This window comes from Aurantimonas sp. Leaf443, from assembly GCF_001425575.1.
GTDB lineage: Bacteria > Pseudomonadota > Alphaproteobacteria > Rhizobiales > Rhizobiaceae > Leaf443.
Genome location: NZ_LMRD01000006.1, coordinates 259,080 through 274,657, shown reverse-complemented (window position 1 = coordinate 274,657; position 15,578 = coordinate 259,080). Strand labels below are relative to the sequence as shown.

Here is a 15,578-nt window from a genome sequence, read left to right as displayed (position 1 = left end):
ACATGCCTGGGATGCTGAAGTTCATTGCCCTCTTGACGTTCGCAGTGATCTGCACGCCAGCGCAGTCTCAAGTGCCGAAAACCGGAACTAGCGTTCGCGGACTGACATCGGAACAGTTGGCCGGGTTGGAAGCCAAGGTGAAGAGCGTCAATCCCGGCGTCGGAACTCTCTCCAACGTGGCATCCGGCGTCGACGCACAGCGGTCGGTGATCGCGTGCGGAAATATTGGCAAACGACCGTTCCTGGCGATCTGGGACCGTCGGAAGAATGACTGGTCCACGAGGCCCAGCAAAAATCAGAACGAAGTCTTCGGAACGTACATTACCTGTGCGAAAAATTCGATAATCTTGCCTGCATACGCCAATTTCCTCAATCCTAAAGATTTTAGAGCGAGAGGCGGCAATTACAAACTATCACCCGCGCAGGAACGCCTGGTCAGGGACGGCGTATCGAAGGAACTGGGCGTCCCTGTCGCCTCGCTGCGGGGAACGGCGGCCTTCATCAATGCCAAGAAGGCCGTCGCCGTGTGTGGGTTCGCATCGACCTCGAAGGGAAACATCCGCTTCAACGGCTTCCTCATCACCGACAAGCGATATCAGGTGGCAGGTGTCGGGCGAACGCCGGTCGAGGCGAACGCCATCAGCTACAATTGCACGAAGCTTTACGGGATGACGCTGGCGGGAAGTCTCTGACGAGCCTGTCCTGTCCAGTGGGCTTCGACGCTGCGAGCCTTGGACGATGACCGCGCCGACCGCCCTACCCCGCGATATTGACGACCCCGCCCTCGCCGCCCTCGCTTCCGAAGGCCAGAAGGTCGCCCTTGCCGTTCCAGCCCATCGTGCGCACCGCGCTCGAACCGCCGCGTCGCAGGAGCGCCTCGCGGGAATCGGCGAAGCGCACGGCGAGGATCATCCCGTCCTCGTAGCCGATGGCCAGCATGTCCTCCGAGGGATGGCAGGCGACGGCCGTGACCATGGAATTGCCGCGCGTGCCGAGTTCCAGCGGCGCCTTGCCCATCGGTCCGTCCTTGGCCGAGAAGGGCCAGAGGATGGCGGCGGGCGCGCCGGTCGTGGCCAGGAACTTGGCCTTCGCCGACCAGGACCAGCCCTTCACCTTGGCCGGATAGCCGGTCATCTTCATGTGCTTGCCGTCCTCCACGCGCCAGCCGTGCAGGGCGTTCTCCTGCATGGTGGTGACGAGGAAGCGCCCGTCCGGCGAGAAGTCGATGCCGACATGGGCGCCCTTCCATGTCAGCTCCACGGGGCTGGCGTCGGTCGCGGCGAAATAGAGCGAGGCGCCGTCGTAGCGCGCGATGGCGAAACGCAGGCCCTTCGGCGCGAAGACGAGGTCCTCCACCGTGCGCTCGGCCGTGAAAGTGCGCAGCGTGCCGTCGGAGAGGCGCACATGGGCCGTGCGGCCGGTGGCGAAACCCACCGTGTCCTTCGGCCCGCCGGCCACGGCGTCGATCCACTTGCGCCCGACGGAGGCGAGTTCCCGCGCCTCGCCCTCCGGCGACACGGCGGTGACGCGCCCGTCCTCGCCGGAGGTGAGAAGGCGCGGCTGGAACGGGTCGAGGCGCGCGGCGAGAAGACCGCCGCGATGGGCCTCCACCACCCGCTCGCCGCCGGCCGGCAGGCGCACCGTGCCGTCGGCCAGCGCGAAGACCGGCTGGTCCTTCAGGAAGAGGGCCGTCTCGACGAAGTCAGGAAAGTCGAACGCCGCGATCGACGGCATCAGGCATCGACCTTCGTCGCCGCGCAGGCCTTGAACTCGATCTCGAGCGCCTCGGCGTCGAGCTGGCGCCCGATGATCACGAGCCGGCTCTCATGCGCCTCGCCCTCGCGCCAGGCGCGCTGGTGGTCGCCCTCCACGATCATGTGCACGCCCTGCACCACGTAGCGGTCGGGATCGCCGGCGAAGGCGATAATGCCCTTCAGGCGCAGGATGTTCGGCCCCTGCTCCTGCGTCAGCGCCTGGATCCAGGGGAAGAACTTCGCCTGGTCGAGTTCCCCGCCGCGCAGCGAAACGGAGGTCACGGTCACGTCGTGGATCGGCGAGAGAGCGCCGTGAGCGTGATGGTCGTGATCGTGCCCGTGATGGTCGTGGCCATGGTGGTCGTGCCCGTGATCGTGGGCATGGTCGTGATGATGGTGATGGTCGTGGTCGCAGTCCGGCCCGCAGACATGCTCGTCATGGGCGTGGCTCGCCTCGGCGAGGAACTCCGGGTCGCCCTCGAGCACGCGCTGCAGGTCGAAGGCGCCCTGGTCGAGCACGCGCTTCAGGTCGATGCCGGCGCGCGTGGTGCGGTGGATGACGGCGACCGGGTTGATCGCGCGCACCGTCGCCTCGACGGCGGCCAGTTCCTGCGGCGAGACGAGGTCGGTCTTGTTGAGGAGGACGACGTCGGCGAAGGCGATCTGGTCCTCGGCCTCCCGGGAGTCCTTCAGGCGCAGCGGCAGGTGCTTGGCGTCGACGAGCGCGACCACCGCGTCGAGCCGCGTCTTGGCGCGCACGTCCTCGTCCATGAAGAAGGTCTGGGCGACGGGCACGGGGTCGGCGAGGCCCGTCGTCTCCACGATGATGGCGTCGAACCGGCCCTTGCGGCGCGTCAGCCCCTCCACGACGCGCACGAGGTCGCCGCGCACCGTGCAGCAGACGCAGCCGTTGTTCATCTCGTAGATCTCCTCGTCGGATTCCACGATCAGGTCGTTGTCGATGCCGATCTCGCCGAACTCGTTGACGATCACCGCATATTTGCGCCCGTGATCCTCCGAGAGGATGCGGTTGAGCAGCGTGGTCTTGCCGGCGCCGAGATAGCCGGTGAGGACGGTGACGGGGATCTGGTCGGAGGCGGGAACGGCGGACATCTGTACGCTCCATGGGTTTTGGGCCGGCCGCAGGTGAAGGCGGCGGCGAAGTCGGGCCCGATATAGGCCCCGCGCCGCCGGATTGCACGGGGGATTGCGGCGTATATGCAGATCGCATATTTTCGCGATACGAGGCAATCGGCAGCGCCTCCCTCCTTGAAGCGGATCAGGGAATGGCGATCGGGTTCGAGTGGGACGAGCGCAAACGGGCGTCGAACGAGCGCAAGCACGGCGTCGATCTCCTTCGTGCCGCGCGGATCTTCGAGGGCGAGGTGCTCGAGGCGCCGGATCGGCGCAGGGATTACGGCGAGCCCCGCTTCATCGCCATCGGCCTCGTCGGCGACGACTGCTTCGTTCTCGTCTGGACGCCGCGAAACGGCAGGCGCCGCCTCATTTCGGCATGGAAGGGAGGTCGCGATGAGCGGCAAATTCATCAGGACCGCGTCTCTGGAAGAAATCCTCGCGATGGATGAGCGCGGCGAGATCGCGCCTGTCGATCCCGACGCCCCGCCCGGCCCCAGCCTCGGCGACGAGTTCTGGCGCGATGCGCAGCTCGTCATGCCCGAGGCCAAGACGCCGATCAGCCTGCGGGTCGATGCCGACGTGCTCGACTGGTTCAAGGCGCAGGGCCCCGGCTACCAGACGCGCATGAACGCCGTCCTGAAGAGCTACATGGCCGCGCAGCTGCGCAAGGCCGGCTGAGATCAGCGCAGGCGGTGGAGGTCGAAGGCAGCGACGTCCTCGATCAGCTCGACGAAAGCGCGCGCCTGATGCCCGGCGATCGCCCGGCCGATCTCGGCGCTCGCCAGCCGCGCGTCGCCCACCACGCCGTGCGGGTTGAGGTCGCGCGAGGTCCAGGCGAAACCGATGCGCCCGTGGGCGCGCAGGCGCTTGGCGCTCGCGCCGAGCTCGTCCTGCAGCGAGGGAAAGGCGTCGATCGCCGCGCGGCGCACGAGGTCGGGCCTGAAATGCAGCATCAGCGAAGTTTCCACCGCGCCGCCGTGGATGCCCGATTCGATCTCGGCGGGCGGCAGCAATCCGTCCGGATAGCCGAAGCGCAGCCAGGAGCAGGTGGCGACCAGCATGCGATGGGACCGGCGCAGCTCGAGCGCGGCGCCGTCCATCGCAGGCGTGTTGCCGCCATGGGCGTTGACGAGGACGAGCCGCCGGAAGCCGGCCCGCGCGAGCGCGGCGCCCGTCTCCACGATGAGCGCCGAGAGCGTGGCGCCGGTGGCGTCGAGCGTGCCGGGAAAGTCGGCATGCTCGCCGGACTTGCCGATCCGCAGCGTCGGCAGGAACGTCGCGGGCAGATCGGGCGGCAGGAGCGAGGCCGAAAGGCCCGCCATGGCGTCGGCGAGGAAGGCGTCGGTGCCGAGCGGCAGATGCGGCCCGTGCTGCTCGATGGCGGCCAGCGGCAGGATGGCGACGGCGCGCCCCTTTGCGGCGGAAAGCGCCGCGGCGAGCTCCGGGCTCGTCATCTCCTCGAATGAGCGGTCCATCGCAATGCCCCTCCAGGCGCCGCCTTCCCGCGAAGGCATCGGGGGCTTCTAGACCATCGCGGGCGCTGCGTCGCGCCTTCGGCCACGGCCGCGCGCGAAGGCGAGCGGCGCCCGGTGGACATCGCCCGGTTGCTTCGTCATCCTGCCGGCGGGGACAAGGCGGGACGACGATGGCCGGCAGGAAGAAGAAGCGTTCGGCGATCGTCGAGCTGGGGCTCACCGCGCGCAGCTGCCGCACGGCGCTGTCGGCGGAACTCGCGAAACTCGACGTCTATCCCGGGCAGGACGCGGTGCTTCTGACGGTCGGCGCGCGGGACGGCCTGTCGCTGCGCGAACTCGCCGATCATCTGGCCGTGCGCCCGCCCACCGTCACCAAGACCGTCGCGCGCCTCGCCGCGCAGGGGCTTCTCGAAAAACGGCCCTCGGCCAGCGACGCGCGGCAGAACCACGCCTTCCTTACCGAGAAGGGCCGCAGCGTCGTGGACGGCGTGCGCGCGGCGCAGAAGGCGGTGGAGAAGACCGCGATGCAGGGCTTCTCGGACCGCGAGCGCAAGACGCTGCGCAAGCTTCTCGTGCGCGTGGCGCGCAATGTCGGCGGCGGCGCGGGCGCCGAGCCCGCGGACGACGGCCAGCCCGAATGATCCGGCGCGCGAAAGTCGCCGTGTGCAGGCAAGGACTTCCGTCCAGCGCCGTCCTTTGCGATAGAACGACGGGAGGGCGGTGCAGGAGGGTGCCGCCGGGAATGCGGGATCAGGGCTGAGGGTGGCGCAGAAGGTCAAACTGTCGACGATCGCCGATGCGCTGGGCCTGTCCACGGCCACCGTGTCGCTCGCGCTGCGCGACAGTCCGCTCGTCGCGGAGGTGACGCGCGAGCGCATCAAGGAGGAGGCGCGCCTCTCCGGCTACATCTACAACCGCCGCGCCGCCTCGCTGCGCACCTCGCGGTCGGGCATCGTCGGCGTGTGCGTGCACGACGTGATGAATCCGTTCTTCGGCGAGATCCTGAAGTCGATCGAGGACGAACTCGACCGCCACCGCCAGACCTTCATCCTGTGCAACCACTACGACGACCTCGCCAAGCAGCGCTCCTTCGTCGACACGATGCTGCAGCTCGGCTCCGACGGTCTCATCCTGTCGCCCGCCATCGGCACGCCGCCCGCCGACATCCGCCTCGCCGAGGACAACGAACTGCCCGTCACGCTGATCGCGCGCACCATCGAGGGTTCGGGCGTCACCGGCTTTCGCGGCGACGACGCCTACGGGATGGGTCTGGCGGTGGACCATCTCATCGCCCGCGGCCATCGGCGCATCGCGATGATCGGCGGCACGCAGTTCACCTCCACGGGGCGGGACCGGGAGGCCGGCTATCTGGCGGCGCTCAAGCGCGGGGGCATCGAATTCCGCCCGCAATGGCGCCTGGAAGGCCCGCGCGACCGGCATTCGGGCTTCGACGCGGCCTCGCAGTTCCTGGCGATCGAGGACCGGCCGACGGCCATCGTCTGCTTCTCCGATCTCGTGGCGCTCGGCGTCATGTACGGCCTCAGCCGCGCCGGCCTTCGCCCCGGCCACGACATCGCGGTGACGGGATACGACGACATCGACGAGGCGGCCATCGCCACGCCTTCGCTGACGACCGTCGCCAACGGCCAGAGCGAGGTCGGCCGGCGCGCCGCCGGCGCGCTTCTCGAACGGCTGCGGGGCGCCGAGGCCGGCGAGGAGACCATCCTCATCACGCCCGAACTGAAGATCCGCCAGTCGAGCGGCCATCGCGACTTCGACTCGTGAAGGCGGCGCCAAGCCTCCTTCACGCCCGGCAGCGACGCGAGCCCTTTCGGTTCGGCTAATGCCGGGCCGGATCGTTAACCTTCAGGCAAGGATGACGAGACGATAATACAGGCCGATGAATTGGAGCGGCCCCATGAGATTTGCAACGATCGCCGTCTGCGCCGGTTTTGCAGCGACCATGCTCGTGTCCAAGCTGCAGGGCGCGCCCGTCCTGCCGCAGACGAGCCACGTGGCCGCCACCGTCCTCGACGAGATGGTGACCGGCACCGTCGTGCCGCGCGCCGAGCGCGCCGCCGATGCCATCCGCCTGATCGACCTGAAGAGCGGGGCCACCTGCAAGATGGCGCGCCCGACGCATGTCGGAACGCAGTTCAGCCCGGCGCCGGTCGGCCCGGACTGCACCGGCTCGGCCGACCTGCAGCGCATCGCGCAGTGGCGCAACGCCGAGGACGGCTCGCTGGAAATGGCCGATGCGGACGGGCGCACCGTCTATCGCTTCATTCCCGGCGACGGCGTCCTGTTCGAGTCGGTCTATCCCAACAACGCGCTCGTCACGATCGTGCCCGCGCGCGGCTGAGCGCCGCGCCGACGCCTCGCACCGGCGTCAGGCCCGATCGCGCCGGGCGGCAAGCGTCTCCTTCTGGCGGCCCTGGGCATCGAAGTTCCCGTCCTGGAGCCAGGCCTCGAAGCCGGCCTTCACGCGCGGCCATTCGCCGTCGAGGATCGAGAACCAGGCCGTGTCGCGGTTGCGCCCCTTCACGATCATATGCTGGCGGAACAGCCCCTCCGGCGTGAAGCCGAGCCGTGCTGCGGCGCGTTTGGACGGCGCGTTGCCGTCGTCGCATTTCCACTCGTAGCGCCGGTAGCCGAGTTCGTCGAAGACGCGCCGCGCCAGGAGATAGAAGGCCTCGCTCGCCGCGCGCGTGCCCTGCAGGGCAGGCGAAAGGCAGACATGCCCGATCTCGACGACGCCGTTCGCCACATCCGCGCGCATCAGCGCCGCCACCCCTTCCGCCCGCCCGCTCGCCTCGGGCACGATCGCATGGAACCGCAGGTCCGCCGAAAGATAGGTCGTGCGCGCGAAGGCGAGGAACGCCGCGCGGTCCTCGAACGGCCCATAGGCCAGCCAGCGCCAGAGTCCGCGGCTCGGGTCCGCCTCGAAGGCGCGCGCCAGATCCGCAAAATGGCGCTCGTCGATGATCGGCTCGACGCGCACGGCGCGCCCGTGCATCGGCTCCGTCCCGGGCAGCGCCCGGCGCTCGTAGCGGCTGAGGTCCTCGGTCATCGGCTCTCCCGGATGAAGGCGATCGCCGCGTCGCGGATCGTGCGGTCCTGCAGCGGCAAGGCGGTGGCGAAGGCGGTGACGGCGCCCACATGGTCGACGCCCGGCCGCAGGAGGACGCGCGCCTGCCCGCCCTCGGCCGTCACCCTGGCGGCGAGCGAGCGCGTGTTCTTCGGGTTCACCGTCGTGTCGGCCTCGCCGGCGATCAGCAGCATCGGCGGCTCGTCGCCATTGACGAAGTTCACCGGCTGGCTGTCGGCGCGCACCGCCTCGGGGAAGATGCGCTCGTAGCGCGCCTCGGTCAGGGGCAGGAAGTCGTAGGGTCCGGCAAGGCCGACGAAGCCCGAAAGGCGCGCCGGCGAAAGGCCTCGCCTCGTCAGATAGCGCGCGTCCGTCGCGAGCAGACCGGCGATCTCGGCGCCGGCGGAATGGCCCATGAGATAGAGCCGGTGGCGCCCGGCCGGCACGCCCGAACCGCCCTCGGCCGCCAGCGCGGCGACGGCGGCGGTGGCCTCGGCGCCGTCCTCCACGAAACCGGGAAAGGTCACCTGCGGGTAGAGCCGGTAGTCGGGCACGGCGACGACGATGCCCTGCGAGGCGAGCGCCTGGCCGAGAAAGCCGTAGATGTCCTTCGAGCCCGTGTCCCAGCTGCCGCCGTAGAAGAAGACGACGACGGGACTGTCGGGCCGCGCGTCCTGCGGCACGTAGAGATCGTAGGTGCCGCGCGCGCCCGGCCGGTAGCGCAGGTCCTCCACGACCGTGTAGCCCGATTTCGGCGTCGCCGCGTCGAGGGCCGCCACGCAGGCCGTGAGGGACAGGCCGAGGCCGGCGGCGACGAGAGCCCGGAACGGGCGACGGAAGGGAACGGTCATCGGGCCCGGAGGGAGAGGGAATCGAACGGCTTGCCCGCCAGCATGCCGCAAACGGCGTCCGCGCGTATCCTCACCCTTCGGTGAAACGGTGCGGCATGCCCGCAATGCCCGTCGCCCTACCCTTCGACGAGGCGTCGACTGACGCGGTCGAGGGCCTCGGCGGCCTCCTCGAGGCTCTGCGAGAAGCGGGCGGCATCGCGGCCGCGCGCGGCCTCCATCTCGCTGGACCGCCGGGCGTCGGTGCCCGCGCCCGCCTCCAGCTCGTCGACGCGGCGGCGCAGTTCGCCGAGCTCGTCCGTCGTCATGATCGCCGCCATGACGGCGAGGCGCAGGTCGCCGATCTGCCCGAAGCTCTCCTTCAGTTCGACGATGCGCCTGTCGACCTCGGCCGCCAGCGCGGTCAGGCGCGTCTCTTCTCCCTCGCCGCAGGCCATACGGTAGGTTTTGGAATCGATGGTGACGACGACCTGGGGCATGGAGTTCCTAAAGCCTGTCAGGAGCGGTGGCGGTCGAGGACCGAGCGCACGGTCTCCATCGCGTCGACGAGGCGCTGGGAGACCTCGCGGTTCATCTTCTCCAGCCGTTCGCCGCGCGCCAGGGCCGAGTCGAGCGCTCCGGCGAGCTTGGCGCGGTCGGCGGTCATGCGCTGGATCTCGGCATCGACGTTGCGCACGACGGAGTCGCGCTCGAGCCGCGCCTCCACGGCATGCTCCAGCCTCTCGATCGCCGCGCGCAGGCGCATCTGCGCGGCGCTGACCGGATCGTCTGTCGGCATGCCGGCCCTTCCCCGTGAGTTGCCCCGCCCGAACCGTCGCGGCCCGCGCTCCGTGCCCTTATAGCGCCGGGGCACGGCGGGGAAACCGCTTTTTGCGCCGGCTCCTTCGAGGTCGCCCGTCCGGGCCCGGACGGACGGGCGCAGGCGGGGCGCGGCGCCTTACCGGGCCTTAAGAAAAGCTCAAAGCGGCCCGGCATTGATCCCGTGCCGCTTTGGCCTTAGAGCCGACCCCGAGGGCCGCCGTTGCAGGACGGACGGAGAAACAGTTCGGCACGCTTGGAGCGCAAGACATGGCAGTTCGCGTCGCAATCAACGGTTTCGGTCGGATCGGCCGCAACGTCCTTCGCGCCATCGTGGAATCGGGCCGCACCGACATCGAGGTCGTGGGCATCAACGACCTCGGCCCGGTCGAGACCAACGCCCATCTCATCCGCTTCGATTCCGTGCATGGCCGCTTCCCGGGCCAGGTGACCGTCTCCGGCGACACGATCGACGTCGGCCGCGGGCCGATCAAGGTCTCGGCCGAGCGCGACCCGAAGAACCTGCCCTGGGCCTCGCTCGGCGTCGACGTGGCGCTCGAATGCACGGGCATCTTCACCGAGCCCAAGAAGGCCGCGGCCCATCTGGAGGCCGGCGCCAAGAAGGTCGTCATCTCTGGCCCGCTGACGAACGCCGAAGACGAGAAGACCATCGTCTACGGCGTGAACCACCACACGCTGACGGGCGCCGACAGGATCGTCTCCAACGCCTCCTGCACCACGAACTGCCTGGCCCCGGTCGCCAAGGTCCTCAACGACGCCATCGGCATCGACAAGGGCTTCATGACGACGATCCACTCCTATACCGGCGACCAGCCGACGCTCGACACGATGCACAAGGATCTCTACCGGGGCCGCGCCGCCGCGCTCTCGATGATCCCGACCTCGACCGGCGCCGCCAAGGCCGTCAGCCTCGTCCTGCCCGAGCTGAAGGGGCGCCTCGACGGCGTCGCCATCCGCGTGCCGACGCCCAACGTCTCGGTCGTCGATCTCGTCTTCGTCGCCAAGCGCGCGACGAGCGTGGAGGAGGTCCAGGCCGCCATCCGCGCCGCCGCCGACGGCCCGATGAAGGGCATTCTCGGCTATACCGACGCGCCGAACGTCTCCTCGGACTTCAACCACGATCCCCATTCCTCGGTCTTCCACATGGACCAGACCAAGGTCATGGACGGCACGATGGTGCGCATCCTCTCCTGGTACGACAACGAGTGGGGCTTCTCGAACCGCATGTCGGACACGGCGATCGCGCTGCACAACGCCGCCTGACCCCGCAAAGGGCATCCGAGCCGTTGGACGGGGTCGCCGCGAGGCGGCCCCGTTCGCATGTCGGGCATGCGTGTCCTGCATTGCGGCAAGGCCCTGCGAAGGCGCGAACGCGCTGGCCTTTCCCGCCCCGCGCCGTATATCGGCACCTGCCGGCCGGGTTCGCGCCGCGCCGCGTCCGTCCGCCGTTTCGTCCGGCCCCGTCAGCCCCCGCCGAGGCGCATCCTTTCCCATGCTCGAGCCGCTCTACCTCGTGATCCTGGTCGGCACCGTCCTGGTGCTGGTCGCGGCGCTGTCGAGCCTTCTCGCCTTCCGCTTCGGCGCCCCGCTCCTCCTCCTCTTCCTCTCCGTCGGCCTTCTGGCCGGCACGGACGGGCTCGGCATCCAGTTCGACAATGCGGGTCTTGCCTATTTCGTCGGCTCGATCGCGCTCGCCATCATCCTCTTCGATTCCGGCTTCCGCACGCCGCTCCAGGCCTTCCGCAACGCCGCCGCGCCCGCCTTGGCGCTCGCGACCGTCGGCGTCCTCGTCACGGCCGGCCTGTTCGGCGCGGCCGCCTCCTGGCTCCTCGGCATTCCGCTCCTCGACGGGCTCCTGCTCGGCGCCATCGTCGGCTCGACGGACGCGGCGGCGGTGTTCTTCCTCCTGCGCATCGGCGGCATCACCATCCGCGAGCGCGTTCGCTCCACGCTCGAGATCGAGTCCGGCTCGAACGATCCGATGGCGATCTTCCTCACCATCGTCCTCGTCGAGCTCATCGTGGAGGGCGCCGGGCTGTCGGAACTCGGGCTGAACGTCCTTCTCGGCTTCCTGCGCCAGATGGGCCTCGGCCTCGTCCTCGGCCTTGCCGGCGGCTGGATGATCCGCATCCTCGTCAACAAGCTCGACGTCGAGGCCGGGCTCCTGCCGATCCTGACGCTCGCGCTCGCCATGCTCGTCTTCGCCGTGACGGGCGTGGTCGACGGCAGCGGCTTCCTGGCGGTCTACGTGGCCGGCCTCTATGCCGGCAACAGCGGCATCCGCCTCGCCGCCAGCCTCAGGCGCTTCCAGGACGGCATGACCTGGCTCGCCCAGATCATCATGTTCCTGATGCTGGGCCTCCTCGTCACGCCTTCGCAATTCCTCGGCATCGGCTGGCAGGCGCTGGCGCTCTCGGCCTTCCTCATCTTCGTGGCGCGCCCGCTGGCGGTCTCGCTGAGCCTCCTGCCCTTCTCCTTCCAGCAGCGCGAGCGCGCCTTCGTCTCCTGGGTGGGCCTGCGCGGCGCGGTGTCGATCCTGCTCGCCATCGTGCCGCTGATCGCCGGCATCGACCCGGACCGGACCTTCTTCAACGTCGCCTTCATCGTCGTCCTCGTCTCGCTCCTCGTGCAGGGCTGGACGATCAACCTCGTCGCCGCGCGCCTCGGTCTCGTCGTGCCCCAGCGCATCGGCCCGGTGGAGCGCGTGGAGCTCGAACTGCCGGGCACGGCGACGCACGAGCTGGTCTCCTGGCGCGTCGTGGAAGGCAGCCCCGTGGCGCGCGGCGAGCGCGTGCCGCGCTGGGCCCGGCCCTCGCTGGTCGTGCGCGACGGGCAGTCGATGCGCTACCAGTATGCCGGGCGCCTCCGCGCCGGCGACACGGTCTATCTCTTCATCTCGCCGCGCCTGCCGCGCCTGCTCGACCGCCTCTTCGCCAGCCCCGTCGCCGTGCGGCCGGACGATGCCGAGTTCTTCGGCGAGTTCTCGGTCGATCCCTCGCAGCCCGCCGCCGATCTCGCCGCCGCCTACGGCGCGACGCTGCGCGAGGGCGAGCGCGACATGACCATCTCGCAGATGATGATCGCGCGCCTCGGCGGCCGCGCCGAATACGGCGACCGGGTGCTGGTGAAGCCGGTGGAGCTCATCGTGCGCGAGACCGACATCGACGGCGAGGTGATCGACGCCGGCCTGTCGCTGGAGCCCGAGGGCGACCATCGCCGCATCCCGATCGTCTTCGACGCGTCCGACGTCGCGACGGTGGTGCGCGGCGTCTTCTCGCCCTTGCGCAAGGCCCTCGGCTTGAGGCAAACGCCCAGGGGCGAAACGAAGGCGGGACGAGCCCCGGCGCAGGAGCCCCAGAGCTTCGACGACGCCGAGCCGCCCGCAAGGATCGGGGAGACCGGGACGATGACGGAATTCAAGACGCTCGACGACGTGGACCTGTCGGGCAAGCGCGTCCTCGTGCGGGTCGACCTCAACGTGCCGATGAAGGACGGGCAGGTCACCGACGGCACGCGCATCGAGCGCATCCTGCCGACGATCCGGGAGATCGCGGACAAGGGCGGCCGCGTGATCCTGCTCGCCCATTTCGGCCGTCCCAAGGGCAAGCCCGATCCCGCCCAGTCGCTGGAGCCGCTGGCCGGCGTCCTGTCGAAGGCGCTCGGCAAGCCCGTCGGCTTCTCCGCCGACTGCGCCGGACCCGTGGCGGCCGGCATCGTCTCGGCGCTGAAGGACGGCGACGTCGTGCTTCTGGAGAACACGCGCTTCCACGCCGGCGAGGAGAAGAACGACGACGCCTTCGCCGCCGAGCTCGCCTCGCTGGGCGACCTCTACGTCAACGACGCCTTCTCGGCCGCCCACCGCGCCCACGCCTCCACCGAAGGGCTGGCGCGCCACCTGCCCTCCTATGCCGGCCGCACCATGCAGGCCGAGCTGGAAGCCCTCGAGAAGGGCCTCGGCCGGCCGCAGAAGCCGGTCCTGGCGATCGTCGGCGGCGCCAAGGTCTCGACGAAGATCGACCTCCTCCAGAATCTCGTCTCCCGCGTCGACGGGCTCGTCATCGGCGGCGGCATGGCCAACACGTTCCTCGCCGCCCAGGGCGTCGACGTCGGCAAGTCGCTCTGCGAGCACGATCTCGCCGACACCGCCCGCGCCATCCTGGCAGCGGCGAAGACGGCCGGCTGCGAGATCGTTCTGCCGGTCGACGCGGTGGTGGCGCGCGAGTTCAAGGCGGGCGCGGCCAACGAGACGGTCGATGTCGGCGCCGTGCCGGCCGACGCGATGATCCTCGATGTCGGCCCGAAGAGCGTCGAGGCCGTCGCCGCCTGGATCGACAGAGCCAAGACGCTCGTCTGGAACGGCCCGATGGGCGCCTTCGAGATCGAGCCCTTCGACCGGGCGACGGTGGCCGCCGCCCGGCACGCGGCGGAGCGCACGCGGTCGGGCACGCTCGTCTCGGTCGCCGGCGGCGGCGACACGGTCGCCGCCCTCAACCATGCGGGCGCGGCCGACGGGTTCACCTATGTCTCGACCGCCGGCGGCGCCTTCCTCGAATGGATGGAGGGCAAGGCCCTGCCGGGCGTCGAGGTGCTGAAGGCCTGACGCCCGAAGGGCCGGTCACGATGGAAAGGCGTGAGAGGGAGACGGTACCGTGAGCCTGCGCGACAGCGCCCTGTCCTGGGCGCTCATCCCCGTCTACGTGGTGCAGGGGCTGAGCGTGCGCCGCCGCACCGAGCGCATGCCCCCGCCGGCCGGCCCCGCGCGCGGGCGCGTCGGCCCGGCCGACGAGGCGGGCGGGCATACGTCCCTCGCCGCCATCCGCCTTCTCGTCCTCGGCGATTCCTCGGCCGCGGGCGTCGGCGTCGACGACGTCTCCGAATGCCTGGCGCCGCGGCTCGCCGAGCGGCTCTTCGCCCTCACCGGCAAGACCGTCTCCTGGCGCATGGCCGGCTCGAACTCGGCCATCAGCGCCGAGGTGCGCGACCATGTCGTGCCCAATATCGAGCGCGAGCCCTTCACCCACATCGTCCTGATGGTGGGCACCAACGACGCCAAGAACTTCCACCGCGCCGGCCGTTTCAAGCGCGGCTTCGGCACGCTGCTCTACGCGCTGCGCGCCCGCTGGCCGGAGGCGCGCATCGTCTGGTCGCCGCCGGTGGACTTCCTGCGCGTGCCGGCTCTGCCGAGGGGGCTCGCCAAGGTTCTGGAGCTTCGGGCCGCCATGGTGCGGCGCGTGGGAACGCGGCTCTGCGTGGAGCGCGGCGTCGTGCCCGCCACGACGATCCCGCGCGTCGAGCCCGCCGGCTTCTCGCGCGACGGGTTCCACGCCTCGGCCGCAGGCTACACCTACGTCGCCGGACACCTCGCCGCCTACGTCCTCGGCGATCGCGCCGCGGAGGCCTGACGCGGGCGAGCCGGGCCGCCTACTCCGCCTCGTCCTCGTAGCCCACGAGATGCAGCGGCCGGGCGCGCATCTGGCGCAGTTCGCACCAGCGCACCAGCGCCTCCTCGCGCCCATGCGTCACCCAGACCTCCTGCGGGCGCAGCTCGTCCAGCGTGTCGACGAGCTCGTCCCAGTCGCAATGGTCGGAGATGATGAGCGGCAGTTCCACGCCGCGCTGGCGGGCGCGCTGGCGCACGCGCATCCAGCCGGACGCGAAGCAGGAGACCGGATCGGGAAAGCGCCGCGCCCATTTGTCGGCGAAGGCCGAGGGCGGGCCGACGACGACGGCGCCCGCGAAGGCCGCCTTCGCCTCGCCCTCGCCGTTGCGGCCGGCCGCGACCGTCGCGGGGCGCAGTTCCCCGAGATCGACGCCCTCTTCCTGATAATAGTCGCAGAGCCGCTTCAGGGCGCCGTGGATGTAGATCGGCTCGTCGTAGCCGGCCTCGCGCAGATGCCGGATCACCCGCTGCGCCTTGCCGAGCGCATAGGCGCCGACGAGATGGGCGCGCTCGGGGAACTGGCGCAGCGAAGCCAGAAGCTTGCCCACCTCCTCCGCCGTCTCGGGATGGCGGAACACCGGCAGCGCGAAGGTCGCCTCGGTGATGAAGACGTCGCAGGGCACGGGCTCGAAACCGGCGCAGGTCGGGTCGTGTCGGCGCTTGTAGTCGCCGGAGGCCACGATGCGCATGCCGCCCCATTCCACCGCGATCTGGCAGGAGCCGAGGACGTGGCCCGCGGGATGGAAGGAGACCGTGACGCCGTTCACCGCCACCCTCTCGCCGATCGCCGCCTCCTGCCGCGTCTGCGAGAAGGCCTCGCCGTAGCGGATCGCCATGATCTCCAGCGTCTGCCGGCTCGCCATCACATGCGTCGAGCCCGGCCGGGCGTGGTCGGCATGGCCGTGAGTGACGAGCGCGCGCTCCACCGGGCGCACCGGATCGATGTAGAAATCGCCGGGCGGGCAGTAGAGGCCCTGCGGCGTCGGGCGGAGGAGATCTTCGAAACGGGCCATGGCG

17 protein-coding genes and 1 pseudogene are annotated in these 15,578 nt (G+C 70.0%); 10 read left to right on the top strand and 8 right to left on the bottom strand.

The features are described from left to right. Positions 1 to 11: 11 nt before the first annotated feature. Positions 12 to 692, top strand: a complete 681-nt coding sequence (locus ASG48_RS18210) for a hypothetical protein (protein ID WP_156381470.1) — start codon at positions 12 to 14, stop codon at positions 690 to 692. A gap of 64 nt (positions 693 to 756) precedes the next feature. On the opposite strand, the gene ASG48_RS05940 is transcribed toward ASG48_RS18210, so the two are convergent. Together ASG48_RS05940 and ASG48_RS05935 are read right to left on the bottom strand one after the other, a co-directional pair. Next, a complete protein-coding gene (locus tag ASG48_RS05940) occupies positions 757 to 1,734 on the bottom strand; it encodes a WD40 repeat domain-containing protein (RefSeq protein WP_055846663.1) in 978 nt (325 codons plus the stop codon). Then, positions 1,734 to 2,867 (bottom strand): GTP-binding protein, encoded by a 1,134-nt coding sequence (locus tag ASG48_RS05935; protein ID WP_055846660.1) that lies wholly within the window; start codon positions 2,865 to 2,867, stop codon positions 1,734 to 1,736. The genes ASG48_RS05940 and ASG48_RS05935 overlap by 1 nt, the downstream gene beginning before the upstream one ends. Before the next feature lie 173 nt (positions 2,868 to 3,040). On the opposite strand from ASG48_RS05935, the gene ASG48_RS05930 reads away from it, so the two are divergent. Beyond that, entirely contained in the window at positions 3,041 to 3,340 is a 300-nt protein-coding gene (locus ASG48_RS05930; RefSeq protein WP_055846657.1) for a BrnT family toxin, read from the top strand. Then, entirely contained in the window at positions 3,333 to 3,569 is a 237-nt protein-coding gene (locus ASG48_RS05925) for a BrnA antitoxin family protein (RefSeq protein ID WP_156381514.1), read from the top strand. Before ASG48_RS05930 ends, ASG48_RS05925 begins: the two co-directional genes overlap by 8 nt. Before the next feature lie 2 nt (positions 3,570 to 3,571). Here ASG48_RS05925 and ASG48_RS05920 read toward each other — a convergent pair whose 3' ends face one another. Continuing rightward, positions 3,572 to 4,366: a creatininase family protein gene (locus tag ASG48_RS05920; protein ID WP_055846653.1), complete on the bottom strand. Its 795-nt coding sequence runs from the start codon at positions 4,364 to 4,366 to the stop codon at positions 3,572 to 3,574. A 170-nt stretch (positions 4,367 to 4,536) separates the two neighbouring features. Between ASG48_RS05920 and ASG48_RS05915 the strand changes: the two genes are divergently transcribed. From ASG48_RS05915 to ASG48_RS05905, 3 genes are all read left to right on the top strand, one after another. Beyond that, positions 4,537 to 5,007 (top strand): MarR family transcriptional regulator, encoded by a 471-nt coding sequence (locus ASG48_RS05915; RefSeq protein WP_055846651.1) that lies wholly within the window; start codon positions 4,537 to 4,539, stop codon positions 5,005 to 5,007. 121 nt (positions 5,008 to 5,128) lie between these two features. Further along, positions 5,129 to 6,151, top strand: a complete 1,023-nt coding sequence (locus ASG48_RS05910) for a LacI family DNA-binding transcriptional regulator (RefSeq protein ID WP_055846648.1) — start codon at positions 5,129 to 5,131, stop codon at positions 6,149 to 6,151. Positions 6,152 to 6,284: 133 nt separating this feature from the next. Next, positions 6,285 to 6,728, top strand: coding sequence for a hypothetical protein (locus ASG48_RS05905; protein ID WP_156381469.1), 444 nt, complete (start codon positions 6,285 to 6,287; stop codon positions 6,726 to 6,728). Positions 6,729 to 6,755: 27 nt separating this feature from the next. Here ASG48_RS05905 and ASG48_RS05900 read toward each other — a convergent pair whose 3' ends face one another. From ASG48_RS05900 to ASG48_RS05885, 4 genes are all read right to left on the bottom strand, one after another. Next, complete coding sequence (locus ASG48_RS05900) at positions 6,756 to 7,436, bottom strand: GNAT family protein (protein ID WP_055846644.1); 681 nt, start codon at positions 7,434 to 7,436, stop codon at positions 6,756 to 6,758. Continuing rightward, positions 7,433 to 8,305, bottom strand: a complete 873-nt coding sequence (locus ASG48_RS05895; RefSeq protein WP_055846640.1) for an alpha/beta hydrolase — start codon at positions 8,303 to 8,305, stop codon at positions 7,433 to 7,435. The genes ASG48_RS05900 and ASG48_RS05895 overlap by 4 nt, the downstream gene beginning before the upstream one ends. Positions 8,306 to 8,421: 116 nt before the next feature. Next, positions 8,422 to 8,781 (bottom strand): cell division protein ZapA, encoded by a 360-nt coding sequence (locus tag ASG48_RS05890; RefSeq protein ID WP_055846637.1) that lies wholly within the window; start codon positions 8,779 to 8,781, stop codon positions 8,422 to 8,424. A gap of 17 nt (positions 8,782 to 8,798) precedes the next feature. Next, positions 8,799 to 9,080, bottom strand: a complete 282-nt coding sequence (locus tag ASG48_RS05885; protein WP_055846635.1) for a DUF4164 domain-containing protein — start codon at positions 9,078 to 9,080, stop codon at positions 8,799 to 8,801. Positions 9,081 to 9,370: 290 nt separating this feature from the next. On the opposite strand from ASG48_RS05885, the gene gap reads away from it, so the two are divergent. The 4 genes and pseudogenes from gap (at position 9,371) to ASG48_RS05870 (ending at position 14,523) form a co-directional block, all read left to right on the top strand. Then, complete coding sequence (gene gap / locus ASG48_RS05880; RefSeq protein ID WP_055846633.1) at positions 9,371 to 10,384, top strand: type I glyceraldehyde-3-phosphate dehydrogenase; 1,014 nt, start codon at positions 9,371 to 9,373, stop codon at positions 10,382 to 10,384. 229 nt (positions 10,385 to 10,613) lie between these two features. Beyond that, positions 10,614 to 12,395 (top strand): annotated as a pseudogene (locus ASG48_RS05875) (potassium/proton antiporter); the annotation flags it as partial. A 132-nt stretch (positions 12,396 to 12,527) separates the two neighbouring features. Continuing rightward, positions 12,528 to 13,721: a phosphoglycerate kinase gene (locus ASG48_RS17835; RefSeq protein ID WP_082529324.1), complete on the top strand. Its 1,194-nt coding sequence runs from the start codon at positions 12,528 to 12,530 to the stop codon at positions 13,719 to 13,721. A 55-nt stretch (positions 13,722 to 13,776) separates the two neighbouring features. Next, positions 13,777 to 14,523: an SGNH/GDSL hydrolase family protein gene (locus tag ASG48_RS05870; RefSeq protein WP_055847913.1), complete on the top strand. Its 747-nt coding sequence runs from the start codon at positions 13,777 to 13,779 to the stop codon at positions 14,521 to 14,523. A gap of 19 nt (positions 14,524 to 14,542) precedes the next feature. Here ASG48_RS05870 and ASG48_RS05865 read toward each other — a convergent pair whose 3' ends face one another. Continuing rightward, positions 14,543 to 15,574 carry a ligase-associated DNA damage response exonuclease gene (locus ASG48_RS05865; RefSeq protein ID WP_055847910.1) on the bottom strand — a complete coding sequence of 344 codons (1,032 nt, stop codon included), beginning with the start codon at positions 15,572 to 15,574 and terminating at the stop codon, positions 14,543 to 14,545. Positions 15,575 to 15,578 lie beyond the last annotated feature (4 nt).

Coding starts and splice junctions, on each gene's coding strand:
- ASG48_RS18210 (WP_156381470.1), top strand. CDS start 12: ATGCTGAAGTTCATTGCCCTCTTGACGTTCGCAGTGATCTGCACGCCA.
- ASG48_RS05940 (WP_055846663.1), bottom strand. CDS start 1,734: ATGCCGTCGATCGCGGCGTTCGACTTTCCTGACTTCGTCGAGACGGCC.
- ASG48_RS05935 (WP_055846660.1), bottom strand. CDS start 2,867: ATGTCCGCCGTTCCCGCCTCCGACCAGATCCCCGTCACCGTCCTCACC.
- ASG48_RS05930 (WP_055846657.1), top strand. CDS start 3,041: ATGGCGATCGGGTTCGAGTGGGACGAGCGCAAACGGGCGTCGAACGAG.
- ASG48_RS05925 (WP_156381514.1), top strand. CDS start 3,333: ATGGATGAGCGCGGCGAGATCGCGCCTGTCGATCCCGACGCCCCGCCC.
- ASG48_RS05920 (WP_055846653.1), bottom strand. CDS start 4,366: ATGGACCGCTCATTCGAGGAGATGACGAGCCCGGAGCTCGCCGCGGCG.
- ASG48_RS05915 (WP_055846651.1), top strand. CDS start 4,537: ATGGCCGGCAGGAAGAAGAAGCGTTCGGCGATCGTCGAGCTGGGGCTC.
- ASG48_RS05905 (WP_156381469.1), top strand. CDS start 6,285: ATGAGATTTGCAACGATCGCCGTCTGCGCCGGTTTTGCAGCGACCATG.
- ASG48_RS05900 (WP_055846644.1), bottom strand. CDS start 7,436: ATGACCGAGGACCTCAGCCGCTACGAGCGCCGGGCGCTGCCCGGGACG.
- ASG48_RS05895 (WP_055846640.1), bottom strand. CDS start 8,305: ATGACCGTTCCCTTCCGTCGCCCGTTCCGGGCTCTCGTCGCCGCCGGC.
- ASG48_RS05890 (WP_055846637.1), bottom strand. CDS start 8,781: ATGCCCCAGGTCGTCGTCACCATCGATTCCAAAACCTACCGTATGGCC.
- ASG48_RS05885 (WP_055846635.1), bottom strand. CDS start 9,080: ATGCCGACAGACGATCCGGTCAGCGCCGCGCAGATGCGCCTGCGCGCG.
- gap (WP_055846633.1), top strand. CDS start 9,371: ATGGCAGTTCGCGTCGCAATCAACGGTTTCGGTCGGATCGGCCGCAAC.
- ASG48_RS17835 (WP_082529324.1), top strand. CDS start 12,528: ATGACGGAATTCAAGACGCTCGACGACGTGGACCTGTCGGGCAAGCGC.
- ASG48_RS05865 (WP_055847910.1), bottom strand. CDS start 15,574: ATGGCCCGTTTCGAAGATCTCCTCCGCCCGACGCCGCAGGGCCTCTAC.